The organism is Pseudogemmobacter bohemicus (assembly GCF_003290025.1).
Classification (GTDB): Bacteria; Pseudomonadota; Alphaproteobacteria; order Rhodobacterales; family Rhodobacteraceae; genus Pseudogemmobacter; species Pseudogemmobacter bohemicus.
The window spans coordinates 680,995-707,295 of the sequence record NZ_QNHG01000003.1 but is presented as its reverse complement, the minus strand read 5'-3'; the positions used below and the strand labels follow the sequence as shown (position 1 = coordinate 707,295).

General features: G+C 61.7%; 37 protein-coding genes. 2 read left to right on the top strand and 35 right to left on the bottom strand.

Annotation, left to right across the window (positions count from 1 at the left end):
- Positions 1 to 210 precede the first annotated feature (210 nt).
- From DRF71_RS18345 to rplO, 11 genes are all read right to left on the bottom strand, one after another.
- Positions 211 to 1,749: a putative bifunctional diguanylate cyclase/phosphodiesterase gene (locus DRF71_RS18345; protein ID WP_112311958.1), complete on the bottom strand. Its 1,539-nt coding sequence runs from the start codon at positions 1,747 to 1,749 to the stop codon at positions 211 to 213.
- Positions 1,750 to 1,818: 69 nt separating this feature from the next.
- Entirely contained in the window at positions 1,819 to 2,691 is an 873-nt protein-coding gene (ttcA, locus tag DRF71_RS18340) for a tRNA 2-thiocytidine(32) synthetase TtcA (RefSeq protein ID WP_112311957.1), read from the bottom strand.
- 62 nt (positions 2,692 to 2,753) lie between these two features.
- The gene (locus DRF71_RS18335) at positions 2,754 to 4,085 is read right to left on the bottom strand and encodes a replication-associated recombination protein A (protein WP_112311956.1); all 1,332 of its coding nucleotides are present in this window, start codon (positions 4,083 to 4,085) and stop codon (positions 2,754 to 2,756) included.
- 23 nt (positions 4,086 to 4,108) lie between these two features.
- Positions 4,109 to 5,521, bottom strand: a complete 1,413-nt coding sequence (locus DRF71_RS18330; RefSeq protein WP_112311955.1) for a trypsin-like peptidase domain-containing protein — start codon at positions 5,519 to 5,521, stop codon at positions 4,109 to 4,111.
- 185 nt (positions 5,522 to 5,706) lie between these two features.
- Positions 5,707 to 6,117, bottom strand: a complete 411-nt coding sequence (rplQ, locus tag DRF71_RS18325; RefSeq protein ID WP_112311954.1) for a 50S ribosomal protein L17 — start codon at positions 6,115 to 6,117, stop codon at positions 5,707 to 5,709.
- Between the two features lie 181 nt (positions 6,118 to 6,298).
- The gene (locus tag DRF71_RS18320; RefSeq protein ID WP_112311953.1) at positions 6,299 to 7,315 is read right to left on the bottom strand and encodes a DNA-directed RNA polymerase subunit alpha; all 1,017 of its coding nucleotides are present in this window, start codon (positions 7,313 to 7,315) and stop codon (positions 6,299 to 6,301) included.
- A gap of 145 nt (positions 7,316 to 7,460) precedes the next feature.
- A complete protein-coding gene (rpsK, locus tag DRF71_RS18315) occupies positions 7,461 to 7,859 on the bottom strand; it encodes a 30S ribosomal protein S11 (RefSeq protein WP_092899195.1) in 399 nt (132 codons plus the stop codon).
- A 15-nt stretch (positions 7,860 to 7,874) separates the two neighbouring features.
- Entirely contained in the window at positions 7,875 to 8,243 is a 369-nt protein-coding gene (gene rpsM, locus DRF71_RS18310; RefSeq protein ID WP_112311952.1) for a 30S ribosomal protein S13, read from the bottom strand.
- A 179-nt stretch (positions 8,244 to 8,422) separates the two neighbouring features.
- Positions 8,423 to 9,010: an adenylate kinase gene (locus DRF71_RS18305; protein ID WP_112311951.1), complete on the bottom strand. Its 588-nt coding sequence runs from the start codon at positions 9,008 to 9,010 to the stop codon at positions 8,423 to 8,425.
- A 51-nt stretch (positions 9,011 to 9,061) separates the two neighbouring features.
- Complete coding sequence (secY, locus tag DRF71_RS18300; protein ID WP_112311950.1) at positions 9,062 to 10,420, bottom strand: preprotein translocase subunit SecY; 1,359 nt, start codon at positions 10,418 to 10,420, stop codon at positions 9,062 to 9,064.
- Positions 10,421 to 10,532: 112 nt separating this feature from the next.
- Entirely contained in the window at positions 10,533 to 11,006 is a 474-nt protein-coding gene (gene rplO / locus DRF71_RS18295; protein ID WP_112311949.1) for a 50S ribosomal protein L15, read from the bottom strand.
- A 221-nt stretch (positions 11,007 to 11,227) separates the two neighbouring features.
- On the opposite strand from rplO, the gene DRF71_RS18290 reads away from it, so the two are divergent.
- Entirely contained in the window at positions 11,228 to 11,758 is a 531-nt protein-coding gene (locus tag DRF71_RS18290; RefSeq protein ID WP_112311948.1) for a TonB C-terminal domain-containing protein, read from the top strand.
- Here the strand turns inward: DRF71_RS18290 and DRF71_RS18285 are convergent.
- The 18 genes from DRF71_RS18285 to rplB all read right to left on the bottom strand — a co-directional run bounded on the left by DRF71_RS18285 (position 11,746) and on the right by rplB (position 20,858).
- Entirely contained in the window at positions 11,746 to 12,738 is a 993-nt protein-coding gene (locus DRF71_RS18285) for a glycosyltransferase family protein (RefSeq protein ID WP_112311947.1), read from the bottom strand. The genes DRF71_RS18290 and DRF71_RS18285 overlap by 13 nt on opposite strands.
- Before the next feature lie 101 nt (positions 12,739 to 12,839).
- The gene (rpmD, locus tag DRF71_RS18280; protein ID WP_112311946.1) at positions 12,840 to 13,031 is read right to left on the bottom strand and encodes a 50S ribosomal protein L30; all 192 of its coding nucleotides are present in this window, start codon (positions 13,029 to 13,031) and stop codon (positions 12,840 to 12,842) included.
- A gap of 4 nt (positions 13,032 to 13,035) precedes the next feature.
- Positions 13,036 to 13,596 carry a 30S ribosomal protein S5 gene (gene rpsE / locus DRF71_RS18275; protein ID WP_112311945.1) on the bottom strand — a complete coding sequence of 187 codons (561 nt, stop codon included), beginning with the start codon at positions 13,594 to 13,596 and terminating at the stop codon, positions 13,036 to 13,038.
- Positions 13,597 to 13,714: 118 nt separating this feature from the next.
- Positions 13,715 to 14,074: a 50S ribosomal protein L18 gene (gene rplR / locus DRF71_RS18270; protein ID WP_112311944.1), complete on the bottom strand. Its 360-nt coding sequence runs from the start codon at positions 14,072 to 14,074 to the stop codon at positions 13,715 to 13,717.
- A gap of 11 nt (positions 14,075 to 14,085) precedes the next feature.
- Entirely contained in the window at positions 14,086 to 14,619 is a 534-nt protein-coding gene (gene rplF / locus DRF71_RS18265; RefSeq protein ID WP_112311943.1) for a 50S ribosomal protein L6, read from the bottom strand.
- Between the two features lie 10 nt (positions 14,620 to 14,629).
- Entirely contained in the window at positions 14,630 to 15,028 is a 399-nt protein-coding gene (rpsH, locus tag DRF71_RS18260; RefSeq protein ID WP_112311942.1) for a 30S ribosomal protein S8, read from the bottom strand.
- Between the two features lie 12 nt (positions 15,029 to 15,040).
- Positions 15,041 to 15,346, bottom strand: a complete 306-nt coding sequence (gene rpsN / locus DRF71_RS18255) for a 30S ribosomal protein S14 (RefSeq protein WP_112311941.1) — start codon at positions 15,344 to 15,346, stop codon at positions 15,041 to 15,043.
- An 18-nt stretch (positions 15,347 to 15,364) separates the two neighbouring features.
- Positions 15,365 to 15,925 carry a 50S ribosomal protein L5 gene (gene rplE, locus DRF71_RS18250; protein ID WP_112311940.1) on the bottom strand — a complete coding sequence of 187 codons (561 nt, stop codon included), beginning with the start codon at positions 15,923 to 15,925 and terminating at the stop codon, positions 15,365 to 15,367.
- A 1-nt stretch (position 15,926) separates the two neighbouring features.
- Complete coding sequence (gene rplX, locus DRF71_RS18245) at positions 15,927 to 16,232, bottom strand: 50S ribosomal protein L24 (protein ID WP_112311939.1); 306 nt, start codon at positions 16,230 to 16,232, stop codon at positions 15,927 to 15,929.
- A gap of 1 nt (position 16,233) precedes the next feature.
- Positions 16,234 to 16,602, bottom strand: coding sequence for a 50S ribosomal protein L14 (rplN, locus tag DRF71_RS18240; protein WP_112311938.1), 369 nt, complete (start codon positions 16,600 to 16,602; stop codon positions 16,234 to 16,236).
- Between the two features lie 88 nt (positions 16,603 to 16,690).
- Entirely contained in the window at positions 16,691 to 16,924 is a 234-nt protein-coding gene (rpsQ, locus tag DRF71_RS18235; RefSeq protein WP_112311937.1) for a 30S ribosomal protein S17, read from the bottom strand.
- An 11-nt stretch (positions 16,925 to 16,935) separates the two neighbouring features.
- Positions 16,936 to 17,136, bottom strand: a complete 201-nt coding sequence (gene rpmC, locus DRF71_RS18230) for a 50S ribosomal protein L29 (RefSeq protein WP_112311936.1) — start codon at positions 17,134 to 17,136, stop codon at positions 16,936 to 16,938.
- Between the two features lie 196 nt (positions 17,137 to 17,332).
- The gene (locus DRF71_RS18225) at positions 17,333 to 18,061 is read right to left on the bottom strand and encodes an MgtC/SapB family protein (protein WP_232831571.1); all 729 of its coding nucleotides are present in this window, start codon (positions 18,059 to 18,061) and stop codon (positions 17,333 to 17,335) included.
- A gap of 139 nt (positions 18,062 to 18,200) precedes the next feature.
- Positions 18,201 to 18,614: a 50S ribosomal protein L16 gene (gene rplP, locus DRF71_RS18220; protein WP_112311935.1), complete on the bottom strand. Its 414-nt coding sequence runs from the start codon at positions 18,612 to 18,614 to the stop codon at positions 18,201 to 18,203.
- 13 nt (positions 18,615 to 18,627) lie between these two features.
- Positions 18,628 to 19,353, bottom strand: coding sequence for a 30S ribosomal protein S3 (rpsC, locus tag DRF71_RS18215; protein ID WP_112311934.1), 726 nt, complete (start codon positions 19,351 to 19,353; stop codon positions 18,628 to 18,630).
- Positions 19,353 to 19,733, bottom strand: coding sequence for a 50S ribosomal protein L22 (rplV, locus tag DRF71_RS18210; RefSeq protein ID WP_112311933.1), 381 nt, complete (start codon positions 19,731 to 19,733; stop codon positions 19,353 to 19,355). The genes rpsC and rplV overlap by 1 nt, the downstream gene beginning before the upstream one ends.
- A gap of 3 nt (positions 19,734 to 19,736) precedes the next feature.
- Positions 19,737 to 20,015 (bottom strand): 30S ribosomal protein S19, encoded by a 279-nt coding sequence (gene rpsS, locus DRF71_RS18205; protein ID WP_112311932.1) that lies wholly within the window; start codon positions 20,013 to 20,015, stop codon positions 19,737 to 19,739.
- A 3-nt stretch (positions 20,016 to 20,018) separates the two neighbouring features.
- The gene (gene rplB, locus DRF71_RS18200) at positions 20,019 to 20,858 is read right to left on the bottom strand and encodes a 50S ribosomal protein L2 (RefSeq protein WP_112311931.1); all 840 of its coding nucleotides are present in this window, start codon (positions 20,856 to 20,858) and stop codon (positions 20,019 to 20,021) included.
- A gap of 345 nt (positions 20,859 to 21,203) precedes the next feature.
- Between rplB and DRF71_RS18195 the strand changes: the two genes are divergently transcribed.
- Positions 21,204 to 21,833, top strand: a complete 630-nt coding sequence (locus DRF71_RS18195; protein WP_112311930.1) for a hypothetical protein — start codon at positions 21,204 to 21,206, stop codon at positions 21,831 to 21,833.
- 79 nt (positions 21,834 to 21,912) lie between these two features.
- On the opposite strand, the gene DRF71_RS18190 is transcribed toward DRF71_RS18195, so the two are convergent.
- From DRF71_RS18190 to DRF71_RS18165, 6 genes are all read right to left on the bottom strand, one after another.
- Positions 21,913 to 22,209, bottom strand: a complete 297-nt coding sequence (locus DRF71_RS18190; protein WP_112311929.1) for a 50S ribosomal protein L23 — start codon at positions 22,207 to 22,209, stop codon at positions 21,913 to 21,915.
- On the bottom strand, positions 22,206 to 22,826 hold the full coding sequence (gene rplD, locus DRF71_RS18185) for a 50S ribosomal protein L4 (RefSeq protein WP_112311928.1): 621 nt from the start codon (positions 22,824 to 22,826) through the stop codon (positions 22,206 to 22,208). The genes DRF71_RS18190 and rplD overlap by 4 nt, the downstream gene beginning before the upstream one ends.
- Positions 22,823 to 23,548, bottom strand: a complete 726-nt coding sequence (gene rplC / locus DRF71_RS18180) for a 50S ribosomal protein L3 (RefSeq protein ID WP_112311927.1) — start codon at positions 23,546 to 23,548, stop codon at positions 22,823 to 22,825. Before rplC ends, rplD begins: the two co-directional genes overlap by 4 nt.
- Before the next feature lie 10 nt (positions 23,549 to 23,558).
- Entirely contained in the window at positions 23,559 to 23,867 is a 309-nt protein-coding gene (gene rpsJ / locus DRF71_RS18175) for a 30S ribosomal protein S10 (protein ID WP_092899250.1), read from the bottom strand.
- 388 nt (positions 23,868 to 24,255) lie between these two features.
- Positions 24,256 to 25,431 (bottom strand): elongation factor Tu, encoded by a 1,176-nt coding sequence (tuf, locus tag DRF71_RS18170; protein WP_112311926.1) that lies wholly within the window; start codon positions 25,429 to 25,431, stop codon positions 24,256 to 24,258.
- Positions 25,432 to 25,547: 116 nt separating this feature from the next.
- The gene (locus tag DRF71_RS18165) at positions 25,548 to 26,252 is read right to left on the bottom strand and encodes a hypothetical protein (RefSeq protein WP_232831570.1); all 705 of its coding nucleotides are present in this window, start codon (positions 26,250 to 26,252) and stop codon (positions 25,548 to 25,550) included.
- Positions 26,253 to 26,301 lie beyond the last annotated feature (49 nt).

The window sequence follows — 26,301 nt, the reverse complement described above, 5'->3', positions numbered from 1 at the left end:
AGAAGGGGGGGCGAAAGGTCAAGCGGTTTCGCCTGAAAAGCCTGCCGGCTGCGCCCCGATCACGCGGATTCGCCTGGTCTGACGGGCCCCGGGCGGCTGGCAGGCTTGTCTGCGGAAAGGGTGGGCAGGCCTTTGGTCCGGGACGGGGAAGCCCCTGTCATGCCCATCGCAAATCCCGGTTCCGGCCCGGCGCCGTCCGCCGGCGGAGGCCTAGCGGCCGCGCGCGCCGATCCTCGGGATGCGGTCGGGGCGGTTCTGGTGCTTGCGGATCCATTCGAGCGCGTCTTCCGGGTTCAGTGGCCTCTCGATTCCATAGCCCTGCACGAACCGGCAGCCGAGCTGCGACAGCATCGAATGCTCGCTCGCGGTCTCCACCCCTTCGGCCAGGGTTTCCAGCCCCAGACGGTCCGCCAGCGAGATGATCGCCGAAACCATGCGCTGCTGATCGCGATCCTGATCCACCCGGGTGACAAAGCTGCGGTCGATCTTCAGCCGGCGCACGGTAAAGCGCCGGATGGTCGAGATCGAGGCATGGCCGGTGCCGAAATCGTCAAGGTCAATGCCACAGCCCATCGCCGCCAGCTGCGCGATATTCGAGACGATCACATCATTTTCGGCCTGGGCGACCACGGTTTCCAGAATCTCCACCGTCAGACGCGCCGGTTTCAGGTCGAACCGCTCCAGCTCCCAGCGGATGCGGTCGGGCAGGCGCGGGTTGCGCAGCTCGGCCGCCGAGAAATTGACCGAGACGGTGGGCACCTGCAGCCCCGCCTTGTCCCAGTCCTTCAGCGCGACCAGGGCATGCGACAGCATGGCCTCGCTCAGCCTGTCGCTCAGATCGCTGCTTTCGACCAGCGGCAGGAATTCGGCGGGCGACAGCACGCCGCGCATGGGATGATGCCAGCGTGCCAGTGCCTCAAGCCCGGAAATCTCGCCCGTATCGGTGGAGATCTGCGGCTGGAACCAGGCGCGGATCTCGCCCTTGTCGAGCGCCTCTTCCAGATCGTCGCGCAAAGCGGCGCGGATCACGCTGCGCTCTGCCATGTCGCGGGAAAAGGCCCGGATCGCCCCCGGACCATGACCAAAGGCCTCATCCGCCGCCGCCTGGGCGGCATCGAGCAGCGAGCGCCCCGTCGCCTCGGGCGAGCAGCCGCCGATGCAGAACCCGATCGAACAGGTTATGTAAAGCCTTGCGCCACCAAGGGAAATCGGCTCGGCCACCGCATCCTGCAACCGCGCGCAAAGCTGAACCATGCTTTCCAGATCCAGCCGCCGGACCGGCGAGAGCACCACGACCGCCGAAGCACCCAGCGGATTGGTCACGATATCCCCGGCCCGCAGCGCGCCGCGGATGCGGTCTGTCGCGCGTTCCAGCACCTCGGTATGCGCGGCGCGGCCATGGCGTTCCAGCGTATTGGCCATATTGTCGAACTGCACGATCATACAGGCGGTATTGCGCCCGTTATCCGAGACCTGCGGCAGCATCCGGTTCATCGCGGCAATGGCGCGCTGCAGCGAACTGCCCTCATCACCATCGGCCTGCGGCACCGGCGAGCGCGTCGGGTCCGGCCCGGCAATTGCGATGATCAGCGGCAAGCCGAGCGCGAGGAAGATCAGCGCCCGCTCCCCCCCCAGCCAGTAGCCGCCCAGCGTGATCGCCGGCAGGAACAAAAGAAACTCCGGCCGCCGGAAGCAGCCAAGAAGCTTCAGATACCTGTGGTTGCGGGCAGAGTGCTGAAGAACCGACATACCGAACCCTCTTCTGTCATGGCGCCTGGCCATCGCAGAACAGGATTGGCGAAACCGGTATGGGCTTTCTTAATCCGGGAGACGAAGATGCTTCGCATTTTCCTCAACTTCTCCGGGTTCACCCGTCATCAGCCCGAGAAAATCGAAGATGCCGGGATCGGCAAGATGCGAAGGACGCACATTCATCAATGCGCGGAACATCACCTGGCGGCGGCCGGGCGCGCGGGTTTCCCAGTCATCCAGCAGCTTTTTCACCTGGGCGCGTTGCAGCCCTTCCTGGCTGCCGCAGAGGTCGCAGGGGATGATCGGATAGTTCATCGCGCGGGCGAAACGGTCGCAATCGGCCTCGGCCACGAAGGCCAGCGGGCGGTACAGGAACAGGTCGCCCTCTTCGTTAACCAGTTTCGGCGGCATCGAAGCCAGCCGCCCGCCATGGAAGAGATTCATGAAAAATGTCTCGAGAATATCGTCGCGGTGATGCCCCAGCACCACGGCCGAACAGCCCTCTTCACGCGCGATCCGGTAAAGATTTCCGCGCCTTAGCCGCGAGCACAGCGAACACATCGTCCCGCCCGGCTTGATCTTTGAGGTCACCACCGAATAGGTGTCCTGATATTCGACCCGGTGCTCGACCCCCATTTTCGCGAGAAACTCCGGCAGCACGGTCGAAGGGAATCCCGGCTGGCCCTGGTCAAGATTGCAGGCCAGCAGATCGACCGGCAGCAGACCGCGCCATTTCAGCTCATGCAGCACCGCCAGCAGCGTATAGCTGTCTTTCCCGCCCGAGAGACAAACCAGCCAGCGTGTGCCGGGCTGGATCATGCCATAGGTGTCGATGGCATCGCGCACCTGTTGCACCAGACGTTTGCGCAATTTGCGGAATTCGGTCGATTTCGGCGCGCCGTAAAACAGCGGATGAATGTCGTCGGCCTCGTCCAGCATGGGTCGCACCTTTATGTGTTCCTGCGGCCAGATGGCCTGTCAGTGTTAACAGGTCAAGCCCGTCATCCACCCTGGCGCCGCTGCCGCAGCTTTGCGAAATAGTCGATTCGCTTTTTCAGCTCACGCTCAAACCCGCGTTCGGGCGGGTTATAGAGCACCGGGCGCGTCATGCCTTCGGGGAAATAATCCTGCCCCGAAAAACCGTCCTCGGCATCATGGTCGTAATTATAGCCGGTGCCATAGCCGATTTCCTTCATCAGCTTTGTCGGAGCATTGAGGATATGGCGCGGCGGCATCTGGCTGCCGGTCTCTTTCGCCAGCACCCGCGCGGCCTTATAGGCCACATAGACCCCGTTAGATTTCGGCGCCAGCGCCAGATAGACCACCGCATTGGCCAGCGCCAGTTCGCCCTCGGGCGAGCCGAGCCGCTCATAGGTGTTCCAGGCGTCAAGGCAGACCGATTGTGCCTGGGGATCGGCCAGACCGATATCCTCGACCGCCATCCGGGTGAACCGCCGCGCCAGAAAACGCGGATCTTCGCCGCCTTCCAGCATCCGCGCATACCAGTAAAGCGCGGCATCCGGATCAGACCCCCGCACCGATTTATGCAGCGCCGAGATGAGATTGTAATGCTCATCCCCGGATTTGTCATAGCGCGCGGCACGGCGCATCAGGCGCTTTGACAGCTCATCCCGCGACAAAGGCTGTGCGATTTTCCAGGCCGCGACCTGCTCGATCAGGTTCAATAGCGCCCGCCCGTCGCCATCAGCCATTTCCAGCATGGCATCGCGCGCCTCACCGGAGAGCGGCAGCGCGCGGCCCAGTTCCCGCTCGGCCCGCTGGCTCATGCGTTCAAGATCGGCAAGGCTGAGCCGCTCCAGCACGATCACCTGCGAGCGCGACAGGAGCGCCGCGTTCAGCTCGAAAGACGGGTTCTCGGTGGTGGCGCCGACCAGAAGGATGGTGCCATCCTCCATCCAGGGCAGGAATCCGTCCTGCTGTGCCTTGTTGAAACGGTGGATCTCGTCGACGAATAAAAGCGTCCCCTGCCCGTTGCCGCGCCGGATCTTTGCCGACTCGAACACCTTCCTCAGCTCCGGCACCCCGGTGAAAATCGCCGAAATCTGCACGAAGGCCATCTCGGTCTGATCGGCCAGCAACCGCGCTATGGTGGTCTTGCCCACCCCGGGCGGCCCCCAAAGGATCAGCGACGACAGGCTGCCTGCCGCCAGCATCGCGCCCAGCGGCCCTTCGGGCGAGAGAACATGCTCCTGCCCGATCACCTCGGACAGGCTCTGCGGCCGCAGCCGGTCAGCCAGCGGGCGCGGGGCCTCGTGACCTGCGGTTTTGCGCCCGGCCGCGCCGGAATCAGGGGAATCGAAAAGATCGGCCATAGAAACAGCTTCGCATGAAGCGCTCAGAGCCGGAAGCGCAGACGCAGCGGCTGGCCCTGGCGGATCAGATCAACCTGCCAGCGCCGCGCGCCGATCTCAGCCACCGCCTGGACATCGCCCGGCACCATCACCGGCTGGTCATTCAGCGTGAGGATGACATCGCCGGGCTGCAGCCCGGTAGCGGCGGCAATTCCGGTGACGCCGGTGACCAGCACGCCCTCATCTTTCAGCGCGAGGCCATATTCCTGGATCAGCGAGGGGTTGATCCGCGCCAGCGACAGGCCGGCAATCCCTGCCTGCGGTCCCAAAGTCAGCGCCTCGCGATCCGGGCTGTCGGGGGCCGGGCCAAGCGTCACCTGGGCCGCAAGCTCCGCCCCGTCATGGATATAGGCCACCGGCACCGCCTGGCCCACGCCGATGACCGAAAGCCGGTAGACGAATTCCTGCGGCGAGTTGATCGCCTGGCCGGCAAGGCTGAGAACCACATCGCCTTCGACCAGCCCGGCCCCGGCAAAGGGGCTTTGCGGATGCAGATCCGAGATCAGCACGCCCTGCGGCAGCGCCATCCCCATCGCCCCGGCCATGGCACCGTCAACGACCTGGCCGGAGATCCCCGCCCAGGGCCGGGTGAATGTGGCAGCGCCACTCCGCGCCTCGTCCACCACCTTCGCCACCAGATCCGAGGGAATCGCGAATCCAATCCCGTTCGAGCCGCCCGAAGTCGTCACGATCGCCGAATTGATGCCGATCAGCCGCCCCGCCATATCGACCAGCGCGCCGCCAGAATTGCCCGGATTGATCGGCGCATCGGTCTGGATGAAATAGCCCGAGCCATCGCCCACCTGCAGAGCCGAGCGTGCCAGCCCCGAGACGATGCCCGAGCTGACCGTCTGCCCGACCCCGAACGGATTGCCGATTGCCAGCACCAGATCGCCGACCTCCAGCGCCTCGCTCCTGCCGATCTCCAGCGCCGGCAGCGGTGCATCCGCGTCGATCTTCAGCACCGCCAGATCACTTTGCCGGTCGGAAAGCAGCACCTTCGCCGGGTATTCCCGCCGGTCAGAAAGGATCACCCGAATGTCGGTCGCCTCGCCGGTGACATGGTAATTCGACACCACGATCCCGTCCGGCGAAACGATCACCCCCGAGCCCAGAGAATTCTCTATCCGTCTCCGCGCCGGGCCGAAATCCTGGCCCATGCCCTGGAAGAACTGCTCAAAGAACGGATCCCCGGCAAAGGGGCTGCGTCGCGTCTCAACCATCTGGCGGACATAGATATTCACCACCGCCGGCGAGGCCTGTTTCACCACGGGCGAGAAAGACATTGCGATCTCACCCTGATCGGCGGGCAGCCGGGTCTCGGCCAATGGCGGCGAAGAGATCAGACCGGCAACCAGCGCCGGCACAAGAAGGGCGATACGGCAGGATTTGCGCATATCGGAACTCCGGTATTGCTGACAGATGGCGCGACTATGAACCCTTGCCCCCCGCCCCACAACGGCCCCACAGCGACCCCGCTGATCACATGCTGCGGAGCAGGGCGCGAGCCGGAAATGACAAAGCCCGCCTAGACGGCGGGCTTTGCGCAATCCTGATCCAAAAGCGGATCAGCGATCCGAAATCACTCTTCGGCAGCTTCCAGGCGGGCACGGTCAGCCGCGCCTTTGGCCGAGGTATCACGGTCGACAAACTCGATGATCGCCATCGGAGCCATGTCGCCATAACGGAAACCGGCTTTCAACACGCGGATATAGCCGCCCTGACGGTCCTTGTAGCGCGGGCCCAGGATCGCGAACAGCTTTTCGACGTCTTTGTCTTCTTTCAGCGCTGCAGCAGCCTGACGACGGGCGTGCAAATCGCCACGCTTGGCCAGGGTGATCAGCTTCTCGACGATCGGACGCAGTTCCTTCGCTTTCGGAAGCGTGGTCTTGATCTGCTCATGCTCGATCAGCGAGCCGGCCATGTTCGAGAAAAGCGCCTTGCGGTGCTCATGGGTGCGGTTGAGGCGACGATAGCCGCGGGCGTGACGCATGGGTCTCTCCTATAGCGTTTTTACTTTGTGTTGCCGGCCTGCGTTGGGCCGACGTCGTTGGGGCGGAATTGCCCGGGAGTTCAACGCTGCCCTCAAACACAAAGCGGGCGGCGGGGGGTCCGGGGGGCCTTAGCCCCCGGCCTGTTCAGTCAACCGGCCTTCCGCCAGTCAGCGCGGCGGTTCAGAACTGGTCCTCGAACCGCTTGGCAAGATCTTCGATGTTTTCCGGCGGCCAGTCTTCGACTTCCATCCCGAGATGCAGGCCCATGCCCGAAAGCACTTCCTTGATCTCGTTCAGCGATTTGCGGCCGAAGTTCGGGGTGCGCAGCATCTCGGCTTCGGTCTTCTGGATCAGATCGCCGATATAGACGATATTGTCGTTCTTCAGGCAGTTCGCCGAACGCACCGACAGTTCCAGCTCGTCGACCTTCTTCAGCAGAAGCGGGTTGAATTCGAGACCCGAATCCACTTCGCCCGCCCGCGCCGCTTCCGGCTCGTCGAAGTTCACGAACACCGCCAGCTGGTCTTGCAGAATGCGCGCGGCATAGGCCACGGCGTCATCCGGCGTCAGCGAGCCATCGGTTTCAACCTTCATCGTCAGCTTGTCATAGTCCAGCACCTGGCCCTCACGGGTCGGCTGCACTTCGTAAGACACGCGCTTGACCGGCGAGTAGATCGCGTCAATCGGGATCAGACCGATCGGCGCATCTTCCGGGCGGTTCTTATCGGCCGAGACATAGCCCTTGCCGGTATTCACCGTCAGTTCCATGAACACGTCCGCACCATCGTCGAGGTGGCAGATCACATGGTCCTTGTTCAGCACTTCGATGCCGTTGGTCTCGGAGATCGAAGCCGCAGTCACAACGCCCGGGCCGCGCGCCGAGATCGACAGGCGCTTCGGCCCCTCGACATCCATCTTCAGCGAAACGCCTTTGAGGTTCAGAACGATATCGGTGACATCCTCGCGGACGCCCGGCACCGAGGAGAACTCATGCAGGACATTGTCGATCTGAACGCTGGTGATCGCAGCGCCTTGCAGCGACGACAGCAGCACGCGGCGCAGCGCGTTGCCGAGCGTCAGGCCAAAGCCCCGCTCCAGCGGCTCGGCGATGACCGTGGCGACGCGCGAGGCGTCATTCCCGGGCTTCACGACCAGCTGCGTCGGCTTGATCAGTTCCTGCCAGTTCTTGTGGATCATGCTTATGCCTCCATACCTGCCATCGCTTCCATGTTCCGGTCGAAGCGCGGCGCCCGAGGGTCTTTAACGGATTTCGGACAATGAACCCGTCAAACAGGAATAACCGGGCCATGCGAAAGCACGGCCCGGTCTTGGTCTCAAAAGATCAGACGCGGCGACGCTTGGGCGGGCGGCAGCCATTATGTGCCAAAGGCGTCACGTCGCGGATCGAGGTGATGGTCAGACCAATGGCCGACAGAGCGCGCAGAGCCGATTCGCGACCCGAACCCGGGCCCTGAACTTCGACTTCCAGCGTCTTCACGCCATGTTCCTGTGCCTTACGGCCGGCGTCTTCGGCAGCCATCTGGGCAGCGTAAGGGGTCGATTTGCGCGAACCCTTGAAGCCCATGGTCCCGGCCGACGACCAGGAGATGGCGTTGCCCTGAACATCCGAGATCAGGATTTTGGTATTGTTGAACGACGAGTTCACATGAGCAACGCCGGCGGCGATGTTCTTGCGCTCTTTACGCTTGCCACCACGGGCGGCTTTCGGATCACGTGCCATGTGTCAGGCCTCCCCTTACTTCTTCTTGCCAGCGATGGCCTTTGCGGGGCCTTTGCGGGTACGAGCGTTGGTGTGGGTCCGCTGACCGCGCACCGGGAGACCGCGACGATGGCGCAGGCCGCGATAGCAGCCAAGATCCATCAGGCGCTTGATGTTCATCGAAACTTCACGGCGCAGGTCGCCCTCGACGGTGAAGTTCGCGTCGATATGTTCGCGGATCGCGAGCACTTCGGCATCCGACAGCTCATTGACGCGGCGGGCGCGGTCGATGTTCAGCGCGGCGCAGATCTGCTCTGCGACATGCGGGCCGATGCCGGTGATATACTGAAGCGCGATCGGAATGCGCTTATTGGTGGGGATGTTGACGCCAGCAATACGTGCCACGCGTATATTCCTTTCGTTGCGGTTCCGTAGCTCCAGAACCTTTTTTCACAACCGGCCAGCAAATCTGTCCCGGCCGATTCGATCTTCCCGAAAAGGGAAACCCCGGAGCGGTGATTCCACCCCGGGACACTGTGCAATATGGTCAAATTCCCTGCGGGTCAAGGCCCCGCGCCGCATTTTCATGCCTTGTCAAGAACTTTCGCAATGGCGCCGGCAACCCTCTCCATGGCGACCATGCCATCGACCTGCACCAGACCGCCTTTGGCATAGTAATAACCAATCAGCGGCGCGGTCTGCTTATAATACTCGCGCAGACGGCGGGCAAAGACCTCGGGATTGTCATCGGGGCGCACCGGCTCGCCGGCGCTCGCAGCCTCTTCGGCGCGCTTCACGATCCGACCGACCAGCGCCTCGTCATCGACGATCAGCTCGATCACCGCATCGAGAGCAGCGCCTTTTTCGGCCAACAGACGCCCCAGAGCATCGGCCTGACCCAGAGTGCGCGGGAAGCCATCAAAGATGAACCCGCCAACCGCGCCCTGATCCAGTTTCTCGGCAATCAGGCCGATCACGATCTCATCGGTCACCAACTGCCCGGCATCCATGATCGCGGCGACCTTTTTGCCCATCTCGGTGCCCGAGCTTTTGGCCGCACGAAGCATGTCGCCGGTCGAAAGCTGGACCATGCCGCGCTCATCAACGAGCCGCTTGGCCTGGGTGCCTTTGCCGGCCCCGGGGGGGCCAAGCAGGATGATGTTCTTCGCCAATGCGTTTCCTTTCCCTCGGGTCTGCACGCCTGCGCGTGCGGGCCTCTCCCCTTAGCGACGCGCCGGAGCGCGCGGCCCGGTCTTGCGTTTGCCGCGCAGCTGCGACTTCTCGATCAGGCTCTCATATTGATGCGCCAGCAAATGGGACTGAACCTGGTTGATCGTGTCCATCGTAACCGAAACCACGATCAGAACCGAAGTACCACCAAAGTAGAAGGGCAGACCGAGATTGGCGATCAGGAATTCCGGCAGCAGGCAGACGGCGGCCAGATAGGTGGCACCCAGAACCAGCACCCGGTTGGTCACATAGGTCAGGTATTCCTCGGTCTTTTTGCCGGGGCGGATGCCCGGGATGAACCCGTTTTGCGTCTTCAGATTCTCGGCCACCTCATCAACCTTGAAGCTGACATTATGGGTGTAGAAATAGCTGAAGAAGACGATCAGCAGCGCCAGCGCCAGCGCATGAAGCGGGGTGCCGTAACTCAGATACAACGAGATCCAGCTGATCACCGGGTTGGTGGTGCTCCCCGAAAAGGTGCCGATGGTGGTCGGCAGGAGCAGGATCGACGAGGCAAAGATCGCCGGGATAACGCCGGCCGGGTTGACCTTGATCGGCAGATGCGAGGAGCCGCCGTCATAGACCTTCATCCCCACCTGACGGCGCGGATACTGGATATGGATCTTGCGAAGCGCGCGCTCCATGAACACCACGAAGGCGATCACGGCGATGATCAGGACGATCACGCCCAGGATCACCGGCGTCGAGATGGCACCCGAACGGCCCTGTGCAAGGAAGTTCATCAGCGCGGCCGGGATCTCGGCGACGATGCCGACAAAGATGATCAGCGAGATGCCGTTGCCGATGCCGCGGGCGGTGATCTGCTCGCCCAGCCACATCAGGAACATGGTGCCGCCGACCAGCGTGATCACCACGCCGGCGATAAAGAACCAGCCGGGGTTATGTGCAAGATCGCCTGCCTGCAGCGAGGCACCGATACCATAGGCCTGGAAGACCGCCAGCAGCACGGTGCCGTAGCGGGTATACTGGTTCAGCTTCTTGCGGCCCAGCTCGCCCTCTTTCTTGAGGTTCTTCCAGGGCTCATACATCGTGCCCAGAAGCTGGACGATGATCGAGGCCGAAATATAGGGCATGATGCCTAGGGCAAAGATGCCCATCCGGCTCATGGCGCCGCCGGTGAACAGGTTCAGCATCCCGCCGATGCCCTGCCCCACCTCGGCCCAGGTGCGCTTGAGCGCCTCACCCTCGATGCCGGGCACCGGGATATAGGTGCCAAGCCGATAGATGATCAGCAGGCCGATGGTAAAGAAGATGCGTTGGCGAAGATCGGTCGCCTTGGCCAAAGCCCCCCAGGAGAGGTTGGCGGCCATTTGCTCTGCGGCAGATGCCATTTCCGGTCTCTTTCATGGACAGCGCCGCCGGACCGTTCTCCGATCCGGCGGCGCAGGAAAACTGAGTGGAGATGTAAGCGACGAAACCGCCGCTCACAACCGCTTTGTTGGCTTATTCAGCCGCAGCTTCTGCCTTCACAGTGATCGAGCCACCGGCGGCCTTGATGGCCTCGACAGCCGCCGCCGAAGCGCCGGTCACGTTCAGTTTGACAGCCGATTTGATCTCGCCCTTGTTCAGGATGCGGATCCCGTCACGCTTGTTCGACGTCAGGCCCGCTGCAACCAGCGCGTCCTCATTGATTTCGGCCTTGATGTCGAGCTTGCCCAGACCGATGAATTTCTCGATCAGGCCCAGATTGACGACGGCATATTCTTTTGCGTTCGGCTTCGAGAAGCCACGCTTGGGCAGACGGCGATAGAGCGGCATCTGGCCGCCTTCATATCCACCAATGGCCACGCCCGAACGGGATTTCTGACCCTTGATACCGCGCCCTGCGGTTTTGCCTTTGCCCGAACCCGGGCCGCGCGCCACGCGCTTTTTCTTGCGGGCGGCGCCGTCATTATCGCGAAGTTCATTCAGTTTCATGTCGCATACTCCTGGCCGGAACGACCCCCCTGCGACGGATTGGGGCCAACACGGCATTTCTTGGTTGTGAGTCGCAGCCCTCTGGGCCACGGTGGCGCCTATAGACCACCACCCAGCCCCTGGCAAGCCCGGCATCAAAGCTGGCGCCCGGCCGGAAAGCGCGGCACGGTCAATCCTCCCTCCGGCCCCGCCCTTTTCCGGGCCATTTTTCAGGACCAGCCATGACTGCCTCGCTTACCCGCTCGCTGTTTGTCCCCCTCATCGCCAGCGGCCTGATTCTGGTCGCGCCCCTGGCCGCCAGGGCCCAGGAGACCAATGCCGGGGAGGGAAACGCCGCGCCCGAAACGGCCACCATATCCGAGGCACCGCCCGCCGCCGCCCCCAGGACCGAGGCCGAATATTCGGCGGCGGTGGTGGCCCACATCAACGCCGTCAAGATGAACACCCTGGCGCTGCAACAGGCCGGGGCGGTCGGCACGTTCCGCACCGGGGTTCAGTTCACCATCGGTTCGGATGGCAGACTGGTCGGCAGCGCGGTTCTTGAAAGCTCGGGCAATATCCAGCATGACAATTTCGCCATGCTGCAGATCCGCGCGGTCGAACCTTTCCCGCTTTTCGCGCCGGATATGGGCGATGAGGACAGGAAATACTCGATCTTTATCGAGTCGACGGTAGAAGGCCCCGTGACGCCCGCGCCAGAGGGTGCGCCCGAAAACGCGCCAGAGGCAACATCCGAACCTCAGGCAGAGTAAGCCGGCTCAGCGCCCCGCGCTTTGGCAGCAAACCAGTCGCACCAGACGCGCGGGGCGCTGCGGGTCAGCGCCGCTGCCTGCGCCCGCGCGGCCAGAGCTGCGATATCCGGCCCGCCGCTGCTCAGCCGCTCCATCGCGCCGGCCAGCGCTTCCGGGTCGCCGGGCGGCAGCAAGAGGCTGTTCGAGGCATCGACATAGTCGCGCACGCCAAGGGAATCGGTAATCGCCAGCGGCACCCCCAGCATCTGCGCACCGACCAGCGTGATATGGCCATTGGGCGTGCGCCCTTCGCGCAGCGGCAAGAGCATCCCGGCCGCGCCCTGCACCAGCCCCCAGGCCTCGGCAGCAGGGAGGTTGGCGAAGGCCTTCACATTCGCCGGCAATTGCAGCCCGGCCAGGTTATAGGGCCTTGCGATCACCACCAGCCGCAGATCAGGGCACAGGGCCGCCGCCTGCACAAGCGCCGGATAATCACGCCCCTCGCCCCCAAGCGCCACCAGCCAGGGCCGGTCAAAGGGCGCGGTCACCGGGCCGGGCTGCGGTGGCTCCATCGCCCAGGGCAGGAAGGTGAAGCGCCCGGGCGGAAGGCCGAAATGGTGCGAATAGAGGTCGCGCTCGAAATTGGAGAAGACAACGAATTCATCGACCCGGGAAAGCGCCGCGCGATAGGCGCGGAGTTTTCGCCCCTGCGGCAGGTCGGTAAAGTTAAAGGCAAATGCGATATGTTTCGCCCCCTGCCCCGCCAGAACCGCCACCCGCAGCGTGGCTCCGGGCAGATGGCTGACCAGAACCGCATCCGCCCGCGCGCGTGCCGCCCTGACCGCACGGCGTGCAGCCGACCAGGAGTTCAGCCTGAGCCCCCATGAGCGGCTGCCCGGCCGGATCACATGGCATTCCGAGCTGACACCCGGCACCTGGCAAGAGGGATCCGGAAAGTGCCAGTCTGGCCCCATCAGCTCGGAAAAATTCACCAGATGCACGCAGGAACCTCTCGTAATGCAGCGCCATCCTGGCGGCAAAGGCACAAAAAGAAAACGCCCCGGTCGCTGGGACCGGGGCGTTTTCAGAAATCGTCAGAGGCTCAGCCGCGCTCTTCGATGATCTTCACAAGATGCGGGATCTTGTTGACCATGCCGCGAACCGAAGGGGTATCTTCCAGCTCACGGGTGCGGTTCAGCTTGTTGAGGCCGAGACCGATCAGGGTCTGGGTCTGGATCGCCGGGCGACGGGCGGCCGAGGCGTATTGCTGGACGACAATGGTTTTCTTAGCCATGGTCTCAGCCCTCCGCCGCTTCGGTTTCCGGCTTACGCAGGATCTCGGCGACTTTCTTGCCACGACGCGCAGCAACCGAACGCGGCGAATTCTCTTTCGAGAGGCCTTCGAAGGTTGCGCGGATCATGTTGTAGGGGTTTTGCGAGCCGAGCGACTTCGCAACAACGTCCTGCACACCGAGCATCTCGAAGACAGCGCGCATCGGGCCGCCGGCGATGATACCGGTACCTGCAACAGCGGTCCGCATCACGACTTTACCAGCGCCGTGACGGCCCTCGATATCGTGGTGAAGGGTGCGGGCGTCTTTCAGCTGCACACGGATCATCTGGCGCTTGGCCTGCTCGGTGGCTTTACGGACAGCCTCCGGCACTTCTTTCGCCTTGCCCTTGCCGAAGCCGACGCGGCCGCGCTGATCGCCGACAACGACGAGAGCTGCAAAGCCGAAACGCTTACCGCCCTTGACGGTTTTCGACACGCGGTTGATCGCGACAAGGCGATCTGCGAATTCCGGGGTCTCTTCGCGACGGTCGTCACGACGCTCCCGGCGGTTTTCACGTTCTGCCATGTGACAGAGTCCTTTCCGTGAATGGCGCAGGTGAAGCCGCGCCGATTAAATCAATCCTGGTGGGTGCCACAAAGGCACCCCCGGATCATCGGGGCCGCGCGAACGCGGCCCGCAAGGATCAGAACTTCAGGCCACCTTCGCGAGCAGCTTCTGCCAGGGCTTTGATTTTGCCATGGAACAGGAAGCCGCCACGGTCGAAGTAAACTTCTTCGACACCGGCTGCTTTGGCGCGTTCTGCAATCGCTGCACCCACTTTCGCGGCTGCTTCGACGTTGTTCTTGCCAACGACGCCCAGTTCTTTTTCCAGCGAAGATGCTGCCGCCAGGGTCACGCCCTTCACATCGTCGATCAGCTGAACGCTGATGTTTTTCGACGAGCGGTGAACGGAGAGACGCAGACGACCTGCATTCGCCGATTTGATTTTGTTCCGTACGCGCAAGCGGCGCTTGAGGAACAGCTCTCGTTTGTTCAAAGCCATTTTCGCGCCCCTTACTTCTTCTTGCCTTCCTTGCGGAAGACGAACTCGCCCTTGTAGCGGATCCCTTTGCCTTTATAGGGCTCGGGACGCTTCCAGTCGCGGATGTTCGCTGCCACCTGGCCGACTTCCTGCTGATCAATGCCCTCGACGGTGATCTCGGTGGGCTTCGGGGTCGTAACGGTGATCCCCTTCGGCACTTCGAAATTCACTTCATGCGAGAAGCCGAGAGACAGTTTCAGGATGTTGCCCTGCATTGCTGCACGGTAGCCAACGCCCTGGATTTCCATCTCTTTCTTGAAGCCGGTGGTCACACCGGTCACAAGATTTTCGATCATCGAACGCGACATGCCCCATTGTTGACGAGCAATTTTGGAAAGGCCACGCGGGGTGACTTTCACTTCATTGCCCTCAACAGTGATCGACACATTGTCGCCAGCGGTGAAGGAACGGGTGCCTTTCGGCCCCTTGACTTCGATGGTCTGACCAGAGACGGACGCCGTAACGCCCTTCGCCAGGTCGACGGGTTTTTTGCCGATACGAGACATTAAACCCTCCTCAGAACACGGTGCAAAGCACTTCGCCGCCAACATTGGCTGCGCGCGCATTTGCATCCGACAGAACGCCCTTCGGGGTCGAGACGATCGCCACACCCAGACCATTGCGGACCGAGGGAAGATCTTCGACACCCATATACACGCGGCGGCCCGGCTTCGAGACCCGCTTCAACTCGCGGATAACCGGCTCGCCTTCGTAGTATTTCAGGCTGATGGTGAACTCGCCCTGACCATTCGAGGTCTCGGACTTTTCATAACCGCGGATGTAACCTTCTGCGAGCAGCACGTCGAGGACGCGGGCGCGCAGGGTCGAGGCCGGGGTCGAAACCGTGGACTTGCCGCGCAGCGACGAGTTACGGATACGGGTCAGCATATCGCCGATGGGATCATTAACAGGCATCTGCTCTCTCCCTTACCAGCTCGACTTGACCATGCCGGGGATCTGGCCGAACGAGGCCAGGTCACGCAGCTTGATCCGCGACAGTTTGAGCTTACGGTAGTAAGCATGCGGGCGACCGGTCAGCTGGCAACGGTTGTGGATACGAACCGCCGACGAGTTCCGGGGCATCTCAGCCAGTTTCAGAGTCGCGGCAAAGCGCTCTTCAATCGGCTTCTCTTGGTCATTGATCACCGCCTTGAGTGCAGCGCGCTTGCTGGCATGACGCTCAACAAGTTTGGCGCGCTTCACTTCGCGGTTCACCATGGATTTCTTAGCCATGTTTCAGGTTCCTCGCGATCAGGCCGAGAACGGCATGTTGAAATGCTTCAGCAACGATTTTGCTTCGGCATCCGACTTGGCGTTCGTGCAGATGATGATGTCCATACCCAGAACCTCATCGACTTTGTCGAATTCGATTTCCGGGAAAACGATGTGCTCTTTCAAGCCCATGGCATAGTTGCCACGGCCATCGAACGAGGTTGCCTTCACGCCGCGGAAGTCGCGGACGCGGGGCAGGGCCACGTTGATCAGACGATCAAGGAATTCATACATCTTGTCGCCGCGCAGCGTGACTTTGGTGCCGAGCGGCATCTCTTCACGAACGCGGAAGCCTGCGATGGATTTCTTGGCCTTGGTGATGACAGCCTTCTGGCCGGCGATTTGCGAAAGCTCTTCCGCAGCCTGCTTGACCTTCTTGGTGTCTTTCACCGCTTCGCCGACGCCCATATTCAGGACGATCTTGTCAAGGCGCGGGATCTGCATGTCGTTCTTATAGGAGAATTCCTCCTTCAGAGCGGCGCGGATCTTGGCCTTGTACTCGGCTTTCAGACGCGGGGTGTATGCGCTGGTATCGAGCATATCAGATGGTCTCCCCGGTGGTCTTGGCGAAACGGACCTTCTTGCCGTCTTCCTCACGGAAGCCAACGCGGGTCGCTTTGCCGTTCTTGTCGAGCAGAGCAAGGTTCGACAGGTCGATCGGCATCGCTTTCGGGATGCGGCCGCCTTGCGAACCAGCGGATTGCTTGGTGTGACGGATTGCGATGTTCACGCCATCGACAACGGCTTTATTGGCCTTGGGCGACACGGACGAGATCTCGCCCTTCTTGCCCTTGTCCTTGCCGGCCAACACGACGACGGTGTCGCCTTTTTTCAGCTTAGCAGCCATATCACAGCACCTCCGGCGCCAGCGAGATGATCTTCATGAAGTTCTTCGCGCGCAGCTCACGAACGACCGGCCCGAAGATACGGGTGCCAACCGGCTCGCCCTGATTGTTCAGGATGACGGCGGCGTTACGGTCAAAGCGGATGGCGGTGCCATCTTCGCGGAACACTTCTTTCGCGGTGCGAACGACGACGGCTTTACGCACGTCACCCTTCTTCACGCGACCCTTAGGAATCGCCTCCTTGACCGACACCACGATGATGTCGCCCACGGATGCGTAGCGGCGGTGCGAGCCGCCCAGAACCTTGATGCACTGAACCCGGCGGGCGCCGGAGTTGTCAGCTACATCCAGATTGGTCTGCATCTGGATCATTTGGTTTCTCCCGACCTTCGGGGACAGCGATCAACCGCCCCGGGGTATCGCTCAGTTGTAGCTGAACGGTATGGAGAGGACTGATTGCTCAGGCCTCAACCACCACCGTCCAACGCTTCGTCTTCGAAATCGGCGCGCACTCTTCGATACGAACAGTGTCACCAACCTTGAACTTGTTTTCCGCGTCATGGGCGCGGTATTTCTTCGACTTGCGGACCGTTTTTTGCAGCAGCGGGTGCTTGAAACGACGCTCGACGAGAACGGTGATGGTCTGCTCGTTCTTGTCCGAGGTAACGGTGCCAGTCAGGATGCGCTTCGGCATGGGTCTGATCCTTACTTCGCAGCTTCAGCGGCTTTTTGGCCGAGAACGGTTTTGATACGGGCCACTTCGCGGCGCACGGTGCGCATGCGGGCGGTGTTCTCAAGCTGATTGGTCGCTTGCTGGAAGCGCAGATTGAAGGCTTCTTTCTTGAGCGCGACCAGTTGGTCACGCAGCTGGTCCGGGGTTTTCCCGGTCAGTTCTTTGGCGGTCATTCGCCTTTTCCTTTTACATTCACCAGAGGGCCCCGACATCTGGCCGGGTGACCTTTGACCTGGTGGATCAATGAAATATCCCCGAATCCGAGTCGCCCCGGAGCCGTGGATGGGGCCTGATACAGGAGCCCCGCCCAAAGGGCAAGCTTTATCCCGTTATTTCCAGGGGCGGGAAGATCGTCGCGGCAGCGCCCGCTCAGCCAATCTCGGAAAGGACCGGCTCGATCCTCAAGCGGTGAAACGCCCCTGCCCCGCCCAGCATCGCTGCGATCTCCTCGGGACGGATCGTCGGGTCGCGCAGCGAGATCAGCGTCTCATATCGGCGCAGCCCGGTCTCGCTGTCCATGCTGAACCCCATCGGGCCGCATTCGATGCCTTTGCCGCGCAACTTATCCCTGAGCGTGGCGGCGGTCAGATCGCCCTCCTTCGCCAGCTCGACCTCCAGCCGCGCGAAGGGCGGCGGCGGTGCCAGCCGCTGAAAGAACCGCAGCACCGCCAGCACGATCACCGCAATCGTCGCGCCGATCATACCAAGGGCCATCAGCCCGGTGCCGAAGACGATGCCAAGCGCTGCGGTCAGCCAGAGCGAGGCCGCCGTGGTCAGCCCCCTGACCGAAGCGCCCTCGCGAAAGATCACACCCGCCCCCAGAAAGCCGACCCCGGTCAGAATGGCATGCGGCATCCTGGCCATATCCGAGACAATCTGGGTGCCCTCGGGCAGATAGACCACCCATTCATTCATCCGAAGCCCGATCAGCGTCATCAGTGCCGCCGCGAAACACAAAAGCGCATGGGTTCGGATGCCGGCAGGCTTGCGGTTCAGCTCACGTTCGGCGCCGATCAGCCCGCCCGCGATCAGGCTGCAGATCAGCGGGACCATCACATCGCTATCCTGCAGGGCGGTCAGTATGGCATCGGGATTCATCAGGGGCTCCGTCCGGTTGCGACGGACAACCGGGCAGAGGCGAAACGGTTCCCCGTCCCCCAGGAAAGCGAAAGGCCCCCGGCGCTAACACGCCGGGGGCCAATGCGGTCAGTCCTGCCACCCGAAGGCGGCGGGGAACTTACCAGTCTTCGCGCGCGACGATGCGCGAGGTGACCGGCAGCTTCATCGCGCCGAGACGCAGGGCTTCACGAGCGATTTCCTCGTTCACGCCGTCGATCTCGAACATGATGCGACCGGGCTTGACGCGGCAGGCCCAGTAATCGACCGAGCCCTTACCCGAACCCATCCGAACCTCGGTCGGCTTGGCCGAAACCGGGGTATCCGGGAAAATGCGGATCCAGACCCGGCCCTGACGCTTCATGTGGCGGGTGATCGCGCGGCGGGCCGCTTCGATCTGACGCGCGGTCACACGCTCCGGCTCGGTCGCTTTAAGGGCGAAGGAACCGAAGTTCAGCAGGAAACCGCCTTTTGCCTCGCCGGAGATCCGGCCCTTGTGCATCTTGCGGAATTTAGTGCGCTTTGGTTGCAGCATTGTTCTCTACTCCTCACGCGCGCTCACGGTCGCCACGCTCACGGCGCGGACCGCGGGGTGCCGGAGCATCCGCTGCCTCTGCCAGGCGACGATCATGGGCCTGCGGATCATGCTCAAGGATTTCGCCTTTGAAGATCCAGACTTTCACACCGATGATCCCATAGGGGGTTTCGGCTTCCGACAGCGCATAGTCGATATCGGCGCGGAGCGTATGCAGCGGCACACGGCCTTCGCGGTACCATTCCGTACGCGCGATTTCCGCCCCACCCAGACGACCAGCCACGTTCACACGGATGCCAAGGGCGCCCATGCGCATCGCGTTCTGCACGCCACGCTTCATCGCACGACGGAACGACACGCGACGCTCCATCTGTTGTGCGATCGACTCGGCGACAAGCTGAGCATCGACTTCGGGCTTGCGCACTTCGACGATGTTCAGATGCAGTTCCGAGGCGGTGAAAGCGGCGACCTTCTTGCGAAGGGTCTCGATGTCAGCGCCTTTTTTGCCGATGATCACACCCGGACGTGCCGAGTAGATGGTCACGCGGCATTTGCGGTGCGGACGCTCGATGACGACTTTCGAGATGCCGGCCTGTTTGGCTTCTTTGTGGATGAACTCGCGGATGCGGAGATCTTCCAGAAGCAGGTTGCCGAAATCTTTCGATTCAGCGAACCAGCGGCTGTCCCAGGTACGGTTGACCTGGAGACGCATGCCGATCGGATTGACCTTCTGACCCATTATGCCGACTCCCCGGTCTGACGAACCTTGATGGTGATTTCGCTGAACGGCTTCATAATCTTGCCGAAGCGACCACGAGCCCGCGGACGGCCCCGCTTCATCACCAGGTTCTTGCCGCACCAGGCTTCCGCCACGATCAGGCTGTCAACGTCGAGACCATGGTTGTTCTCGGCATTGGCAATCGCGGATTGCAGAACCTTTTTCACTTCACCGGCAATACGGCGCTTCGAGAAGGTCAGATCGGCCAGAGCCTTTTCAACCTTCTTGCCGCGGATCATGCCGGCAACCAGATTCAGTTTCTGGGGCGAGGTGCGCAGCATACGAGCCACGGCCATCGCCTCATTTTCCGCCACGCGGCGCGGATTCTTTTCCTTACCCATGGCTTACTTCCTCTTGGCTTTCTTGTCGGCAGCATGCCCGTAATAGGTACGGGTCGGCGAATATTCACCGAATTTCTGGCCGATCATCTCCTCGGTCACGGCGACCGGGACGTGTTTCTTACCGTTATAGACGCCGAAGGTCAGTCCGACGAATTGCGGCAGGATGGTCGAGCGACGCGACCAGATCTTGATCACTTCGTTCTTGCCCGAAGCGCGCGAGGTCTCTGCCTTTTTCAGGACATAGCCATCGACAAACGGGCCTTTCCAGATGGAACGTGCCATGGATCAGCGCCCTTTCTTCTTGGCGTGACGCGAGCGGACAATGTATTTGTCCGTCGTCGAGTTGGTGCGCGTACGGGCGCCCTTGGTGGGCTTGCCCCAGGGCGTAACCGGGTGACGACCACCCGAGGTCCGGCCTTCACCACCACCATGCGGGTGGTCGATCGGGTTCATAGCCACACCACGGACCGTCGGACGCACGCCTTTATGGCGCAGACGACCGGCTTTACCGAAGTTCTGGTTCGAGTTGTCGGGGTTCGACACGGCGCCGATGGTCGCCATGCATTCCTGACGGACCAGACGCAGCTCGCCCGACGAGAGGCGGATCTGGGCGTAGGAGCCGTCACGGCCGACGAATTGCGCATAGGTGCCTGCCGCACGAGCCAGCTGACCACCTTTGCCCGGCTTCAGTTCCACGTTGTGCACAATGGTACCGATCGGCATGCCCGAGAAAGGCATCGCATTGCCGGGCTTCACGTCGACTTTGGCGCCGGCGACGACTGCGTCACCAACGGCCAGACGCTGCGGAGCGAGGATATAGGCCTGCTCACCATCTTCATAGCGCACCAGCGCGATGAATGCGGTGCGGTTGGGGTCGTATTCGATCCGTTCAACGGTCGCTGCAACATCCCATTTTGCGCGCTTGAAATCCACCACGCGATAGAGGCGCTTTGCCCCGCCGCCCTGGTGGCGCACAGTAATCCGTCCGGTATTGTTCCGGCCGCCGTTTTTACGCAGACCTTCGGTCAGCGCTTTAACAGGACGGCCCTTCCACAGCTCCGAACGGTCGATCAGAACCAGCCCGCGCTGGCCTGGCGTCGTAGGTTTATAAGACCTGAGTGCCATGTTCTCTGTCTTCCGTTTGCTTCTGGGCCATAAGTGCTGTGGTCCGTCGTGACGACTTCCACAGCTTTTCGGCCCGGGGTTAAGGGCTCCGAAGATCCCCGGCTGAGATGTCTGAACCTTGCGAACAAGGGATTCGGACAAAACCAAAGGACCCCGGACGAATCCGGGGTCTCTGGAATGGCGGGGGAGTAACAGAAGAAAGACGGGGCGGCAACTCGCTAATTCGTGTTTTTCTCTGCAAACAGTGCTGGCCTGGTTTGTTCAATCAGCCCCAAATCGCCTTACTTCCACCACACCAGGCCCCATCCCTTCCGGGTCAATGCATTTTCTGGGAGTCCAATTTACATGACCCTCGACCCGCGCAAATTCGAACCATGGCTTATGTTTCGGGTCACGGGTGGCGGCCTCTCTTTCAACGAGTATCCGGCACAGGAAGACATGGCTTTCATCCAGATGAAGGATATGCCCGCCTTCCTCTCCACTCACAGGGACCAGTCCCTTTGGCTCGCCATCATCACCGGCCTGAACCCCGATGGTGATCTGGCCGCGCTGACGGAGGTTCACCGATGGATCCTGTCCCAGCATGACTGCGACAATGTCGTCGCCGTTGCGGCCTGGAAGTGGTGGCGCTCTCATGAATGGTGCGGCCGCCCAGCAGGGGCGACAGGCGGCACTGCTGACCGACACGCGGTCATTCCCGTTCTGATCGCCAAACGTGACGAGGCAAATCCTTTCAGCACCGGCGCCCTTTCGGACCCATCGGATCTCTTTGACCGCTCCTTGTTGCTGGCCAAGGCTACTGCGGAAGCGGCAAAACTCCCAGGGGGAGGTGAACCAATAGCATCCGTGCCGCTGAGAATGCTGAGCTGCACTCCAACCGGACAAACGCCCACCCAGGGCTTTGTAATTGAGGAAAATGCCGTCGGGATCGTGAAAAGAAATCTGCCGCTTCTTGAAAGGTTGCGCATTCGCTGATCTGCGATTGTCTTTGATCGCCAAACGAAAAAGCCCCCGCTCGCGCAGGGGCTTTTCCAATTCAGGGGATCGCGAACGATCAGAGACCGGTCGACACGTCGATCGTGTTGCCCTCTTCGAGGGTCACATAGGCCTTCTTCACGTCCGAACGCTCACCGGCGCGGCCGCGGAAACGCTTGGCCTTGCCTTTGGTGATGGTGGTGTTGACGGCTTTGACCTTGACGCCAAAGACAGCCTCGACGGCCTCTTTGATCTGCGGCTTGGTCGAATCCATCGCAACCTGGAACACAACCGCGCCATTTTCCGAGGCCATGGTGGCTTTCTCGGTGATGACCGGCTTGCGGATCACGTCGTAATGTTCTGCTTTCGCGCTCATTTCAGGCGAGCCTCCAGAGCTTCGATACCTGCTTTGGTGATCACCAGAGTGTCACGTTTCAGGATATCATAGACATTGGCGCCGATGGTCGGGAGCACGTCCACGCCTTCGATATTGCGGGCAGCCAGCGCGAAATTCGCGTCAACCGTCGCACCATCGATGACCAGAACGCGTTTCCAGCCACGCTCGCCCAGGGTTTTGGCCAGAACGCCGGTTTTCGCATCGGCCAGCGCGAGGCTGTCGAGGATCACCAGTTCGCCGGCTTTGGCCTTGGCCGAAAGCGCGTGACACAGACCGAGCGCACGGAACTTCTTCGGTAGATCATGGGCGTGGCTGCGGGGCTGCGGGCCCTTATAGACACCACCATGACGGAAGATCGGAGCTTTCTTGGACCCGTGACGTGCGCCACCGGTGCCTTTTTGCTTGTAGATCTTCTTGGTCGAATAGCTCACATCCGATTTACCCAGCGTCGAATGGGTGCCGGCCTGTGCTTTCGCACGCTGCCAGCGAACCACGCGGTGCAGGATGTCGGCGCGCGGCTCAAGGCCGAACAGAGCCTCGTCCAGGTCAACGGAACCGGCGGCGCCGCCGTCGAGTTTGATCACATCGAGTTTCATGCTTCACCCCCTTCGACTGCTTCCGCAGCCGGAGCAGCAGCTGCCGCTGCCGAGCGGAGCGCCGCCGGACGCGGTGCATCAGCATGCGGAGCCTTTTTCACGGCATCCTTGACAGTGACCCAGCCACCGGCCGAACCGGGGACAGCGCCCTTGACGAGGATCAGGCCACGTTCTGCATCGGTCTTGACGACCTGCAGGTTCTGGGTGGTGACGCGCACGGCACCCATGTGACCAGCCATTTTCTTGCCCTTGAACACCTTGCCGGGGTCCTGGCACTGACCGGTCGAACCATGCGAACGGTGCGAAACCGAGACACCGTGCGAGGCGCGAAGGCCGCCGAAGTTGTGACGCTTCATCGCACCGGCAAAGCCTTTACCGATCGAGGTGCCGGCAACGTCGACAAACTGGCCCGAAACATAGTGTTCAGCCGAGATTTCGGCGCCCACTTCGATCAGGTTGTCAGGCGAGACGCGGAACTCAACCAGCTTGCGCTTGGGGGCGACATTCGCTTTCGCGAAATGGCCACGCTGCGCGGCAGTTGTGCGCGAAACTTTGGCAGTGCCGGCGCCGAGTTGAACAGCGGTATAGCCGTCAACGTCGTCGGTGCGGTTTGCCACGACCTGGAGGGCGTCAAGCTGCAGCACCGTGACCGGGATCTGCTTGCCGTCTTCCAGGAACAGCCGGGTCATGCCCAGCTTCTTTGCGATAATACCGGAACGCATCTTTGCCCCCTTACACCTTGATCTCGACATCCACGCCAGCGGCGAGGTCGAGCTTCATCAGCGCGTCCACGGTCTGGGGGGTCGGATTGACGATGTCGAGCAGACGCTTATGCGTGCGGATCTCCCACTGGTCGCGCGATTTCTTGTCGATATGCGGACCACGGAGAACCGTGAATTTCTCGATCTTGTTCGGCAGCGGGATCGGCCCGCGGACTTCTGCACCGGTGCGCTTGGCCGTGGAAACGATTTCCTGGGTGCTGGCATCCAGCACGCGGTAATCGAAGGCCTTGAGGCGGATGCGAATGGTCTGACCTTGCATTGCTTCTTCCTTCGGAACGTCATGGCGAAACCAGGATGGCCGCGCCCGATAGGTTCACATTGTTGACGGTCTTTTTCTCTGAACGGGCGGAATAACCGGCCCACCCGAAGAATCAGGCAGACGGCCCTTTTCAGCGCCGCGCGCTCCTTTTGCACCAAAGGCCGTGGAAATCAAGGCCTGCGCCCGACGAATTACACGAAACCCTGGCCAGCAGCCTGCCAGCACGCACCACCCGCGCCTCTGGCCACTGTGGACCGCTCTGCGGGGAGTATTTGGGTCAGGAGGAAAGCGGCATTTCCTCTTGACCCAAATACTCCCGCCGGAGGCATCGGACGGAAAAGGCCGCCCCGTGGGGCGGCCTTTGGATCATCGGGCCTCAGGCCTCAGATCACTTGAGGATTTTCGCAACAACGCCGGCGCCGACCGTGCGGCCGCCTTCACGGATGGCGAAGCGCAGTTTCTCTTCCATCGCGATCGGTGCGATCAGTTCGACTTCGAACTTCAGGTTGTCGCCCGGCATCACCATTTCAGTGCCTTCCGGCAGCTTGACCATGCCGGTCACGTCGGTGGTCCGGAAGTAGAATTGCGGACGGTAATTCGCGAAGAACGGGGTGTGGCGGCCGCCTTCTTCCTTGGTGAGGATATAGGCCTCAGCCTCGAAAGTGGTGTGCGGGTTGACCGATTTCGGCTTCGCCAGAACCTGACCACGCTCGACGCCATCACGGTCGACGCCGCGCAGCAGCGCGCCGATATTGTCGCCGGCCTCACCGCGATCCAGCAGCTTGCGGAACATTTCCACACCGGTGCAGGTCGATTTCGAGGTCGGGCGGATGCCGACGATCTCGACTTCGTCGCCAACGTTGATCACGCCGCGCTCGATACGGCCGGTCACAACCGTGCCGCGGCCCGAGATCGAGAACACGTCTTCGATCGGCATCAGGAAGGGCTGGTCAACAGCGCGTTCCGGGGTCGGGATGTAGCTGTCGACGGCCGCGATCAGCTCGCGGATCGAATTCTCGCCGATTTCCGGGTTGGTGCCGTTCATCGCCGCCAGAGCCGAGCCCTTGATGATCGGGATATCGTCGCCCGGATATTCGTAGGACGACAGGAGCTCGCGGATTTCCATCTCGACGAGTTCCAGCAGCTCCGGATCGTCGACCTGGTCGACCTTGTTCATGTAGACGACCATGTAGGGGATACCCACCTGGCGGCCAAGAAGGATGTGCTCGCGGGTCTGCGGCATCGGGCCGTCAGCTGCGTTCACAACGAGGATCGCGCCGTCCATCTGGGCCGCGCCGGTGATCATGTTCTTCACATAGTCAGCGTGGCCGGGGCAGTCGACATGGGCGTAGTGACGGGCTTCCGACTCATATTCGACATGAGCGGTCGAGATCGTGATGCCGCGCGCGCGCTCTTCCGGTGCTCCGTCGATCTGGTCATAGGCTTTGAATTCACCAAAATATTTGGTGATCGCGGCCGTCAGCGTCGTCTTGCCGTGGTCAACGTGGCCGATCGTGCCGATATTGACGTGCGGTTTGTTCCGTTCAAACTTTGCCTTTGCCATCCTGGCCGCCCTTGCTCTGCGGAGCCTCCCACGCGGGAAACCCCTGGTTCACTCGGGCGGCGACTTAACGATGGTGACGGGGAAAATCAAGCCTCTGTTGGTCCCGAACAGCAGCCTCAGCCCGCTGCCGCGCCCGTATCCGGCATCTCGGCACCGTCAGCAGCGGCGGGAGGGGCCGCGCTCTCCTCTGCGGCAGCCGCCGCCCCCTTCTCACTTGCCGCAGCGGCGGTGCTTTCGATTTCGGCCTCTCGCGCTGCAAGCAGTTCTTTCTGCTGATCTTTCGTCATGCCGAACCATTCAGGGTTATCCAGCAGCCACGCCTCGACCTTCTGCACCGCATTGTAGCTCAGCGCCTCCATCTGTTGCGCTTTGGTGCGGGTCAGGCCGGTGCCGATCACGCTTTCTCCCGAGAGCCCTTCGAAGATGGTGAATTTCTTCCCCTCCTCATTGAGCTTCTTGCCCTGGGCATCGTCCCAGATATTGGCGGTGATCGCGAGAACGGATTTCGGGGCGGCAACCACCGGAATACCGGGTGGCGCCAGCGCATAACCATCAACCGAGATGCCGATATTATAGATTCGGCTGCCCTGATAGCGCTTCTGGCCAAACCGGTCATCGACCGCTTTCTGCATCACCTTCTGCCACTCTTCCGGCGTCGCATCGCGTGAGATCGGCACTTTCTGCACATTGTCGGCAACGATGATATTATGCCCAAGCACGAAATCCCCAAAGGGCATCGGGGGCTCGTTCAGATCCGCTTTGCCACCACAGGCGGCCAGCGTCAGGACAAGGGCGAAAGAAGCGATACCGCGCTGAAACAAGACTGATCTCCGTCTGGGTCACCCACCGATAGCGGAGCCAGAGGCACGA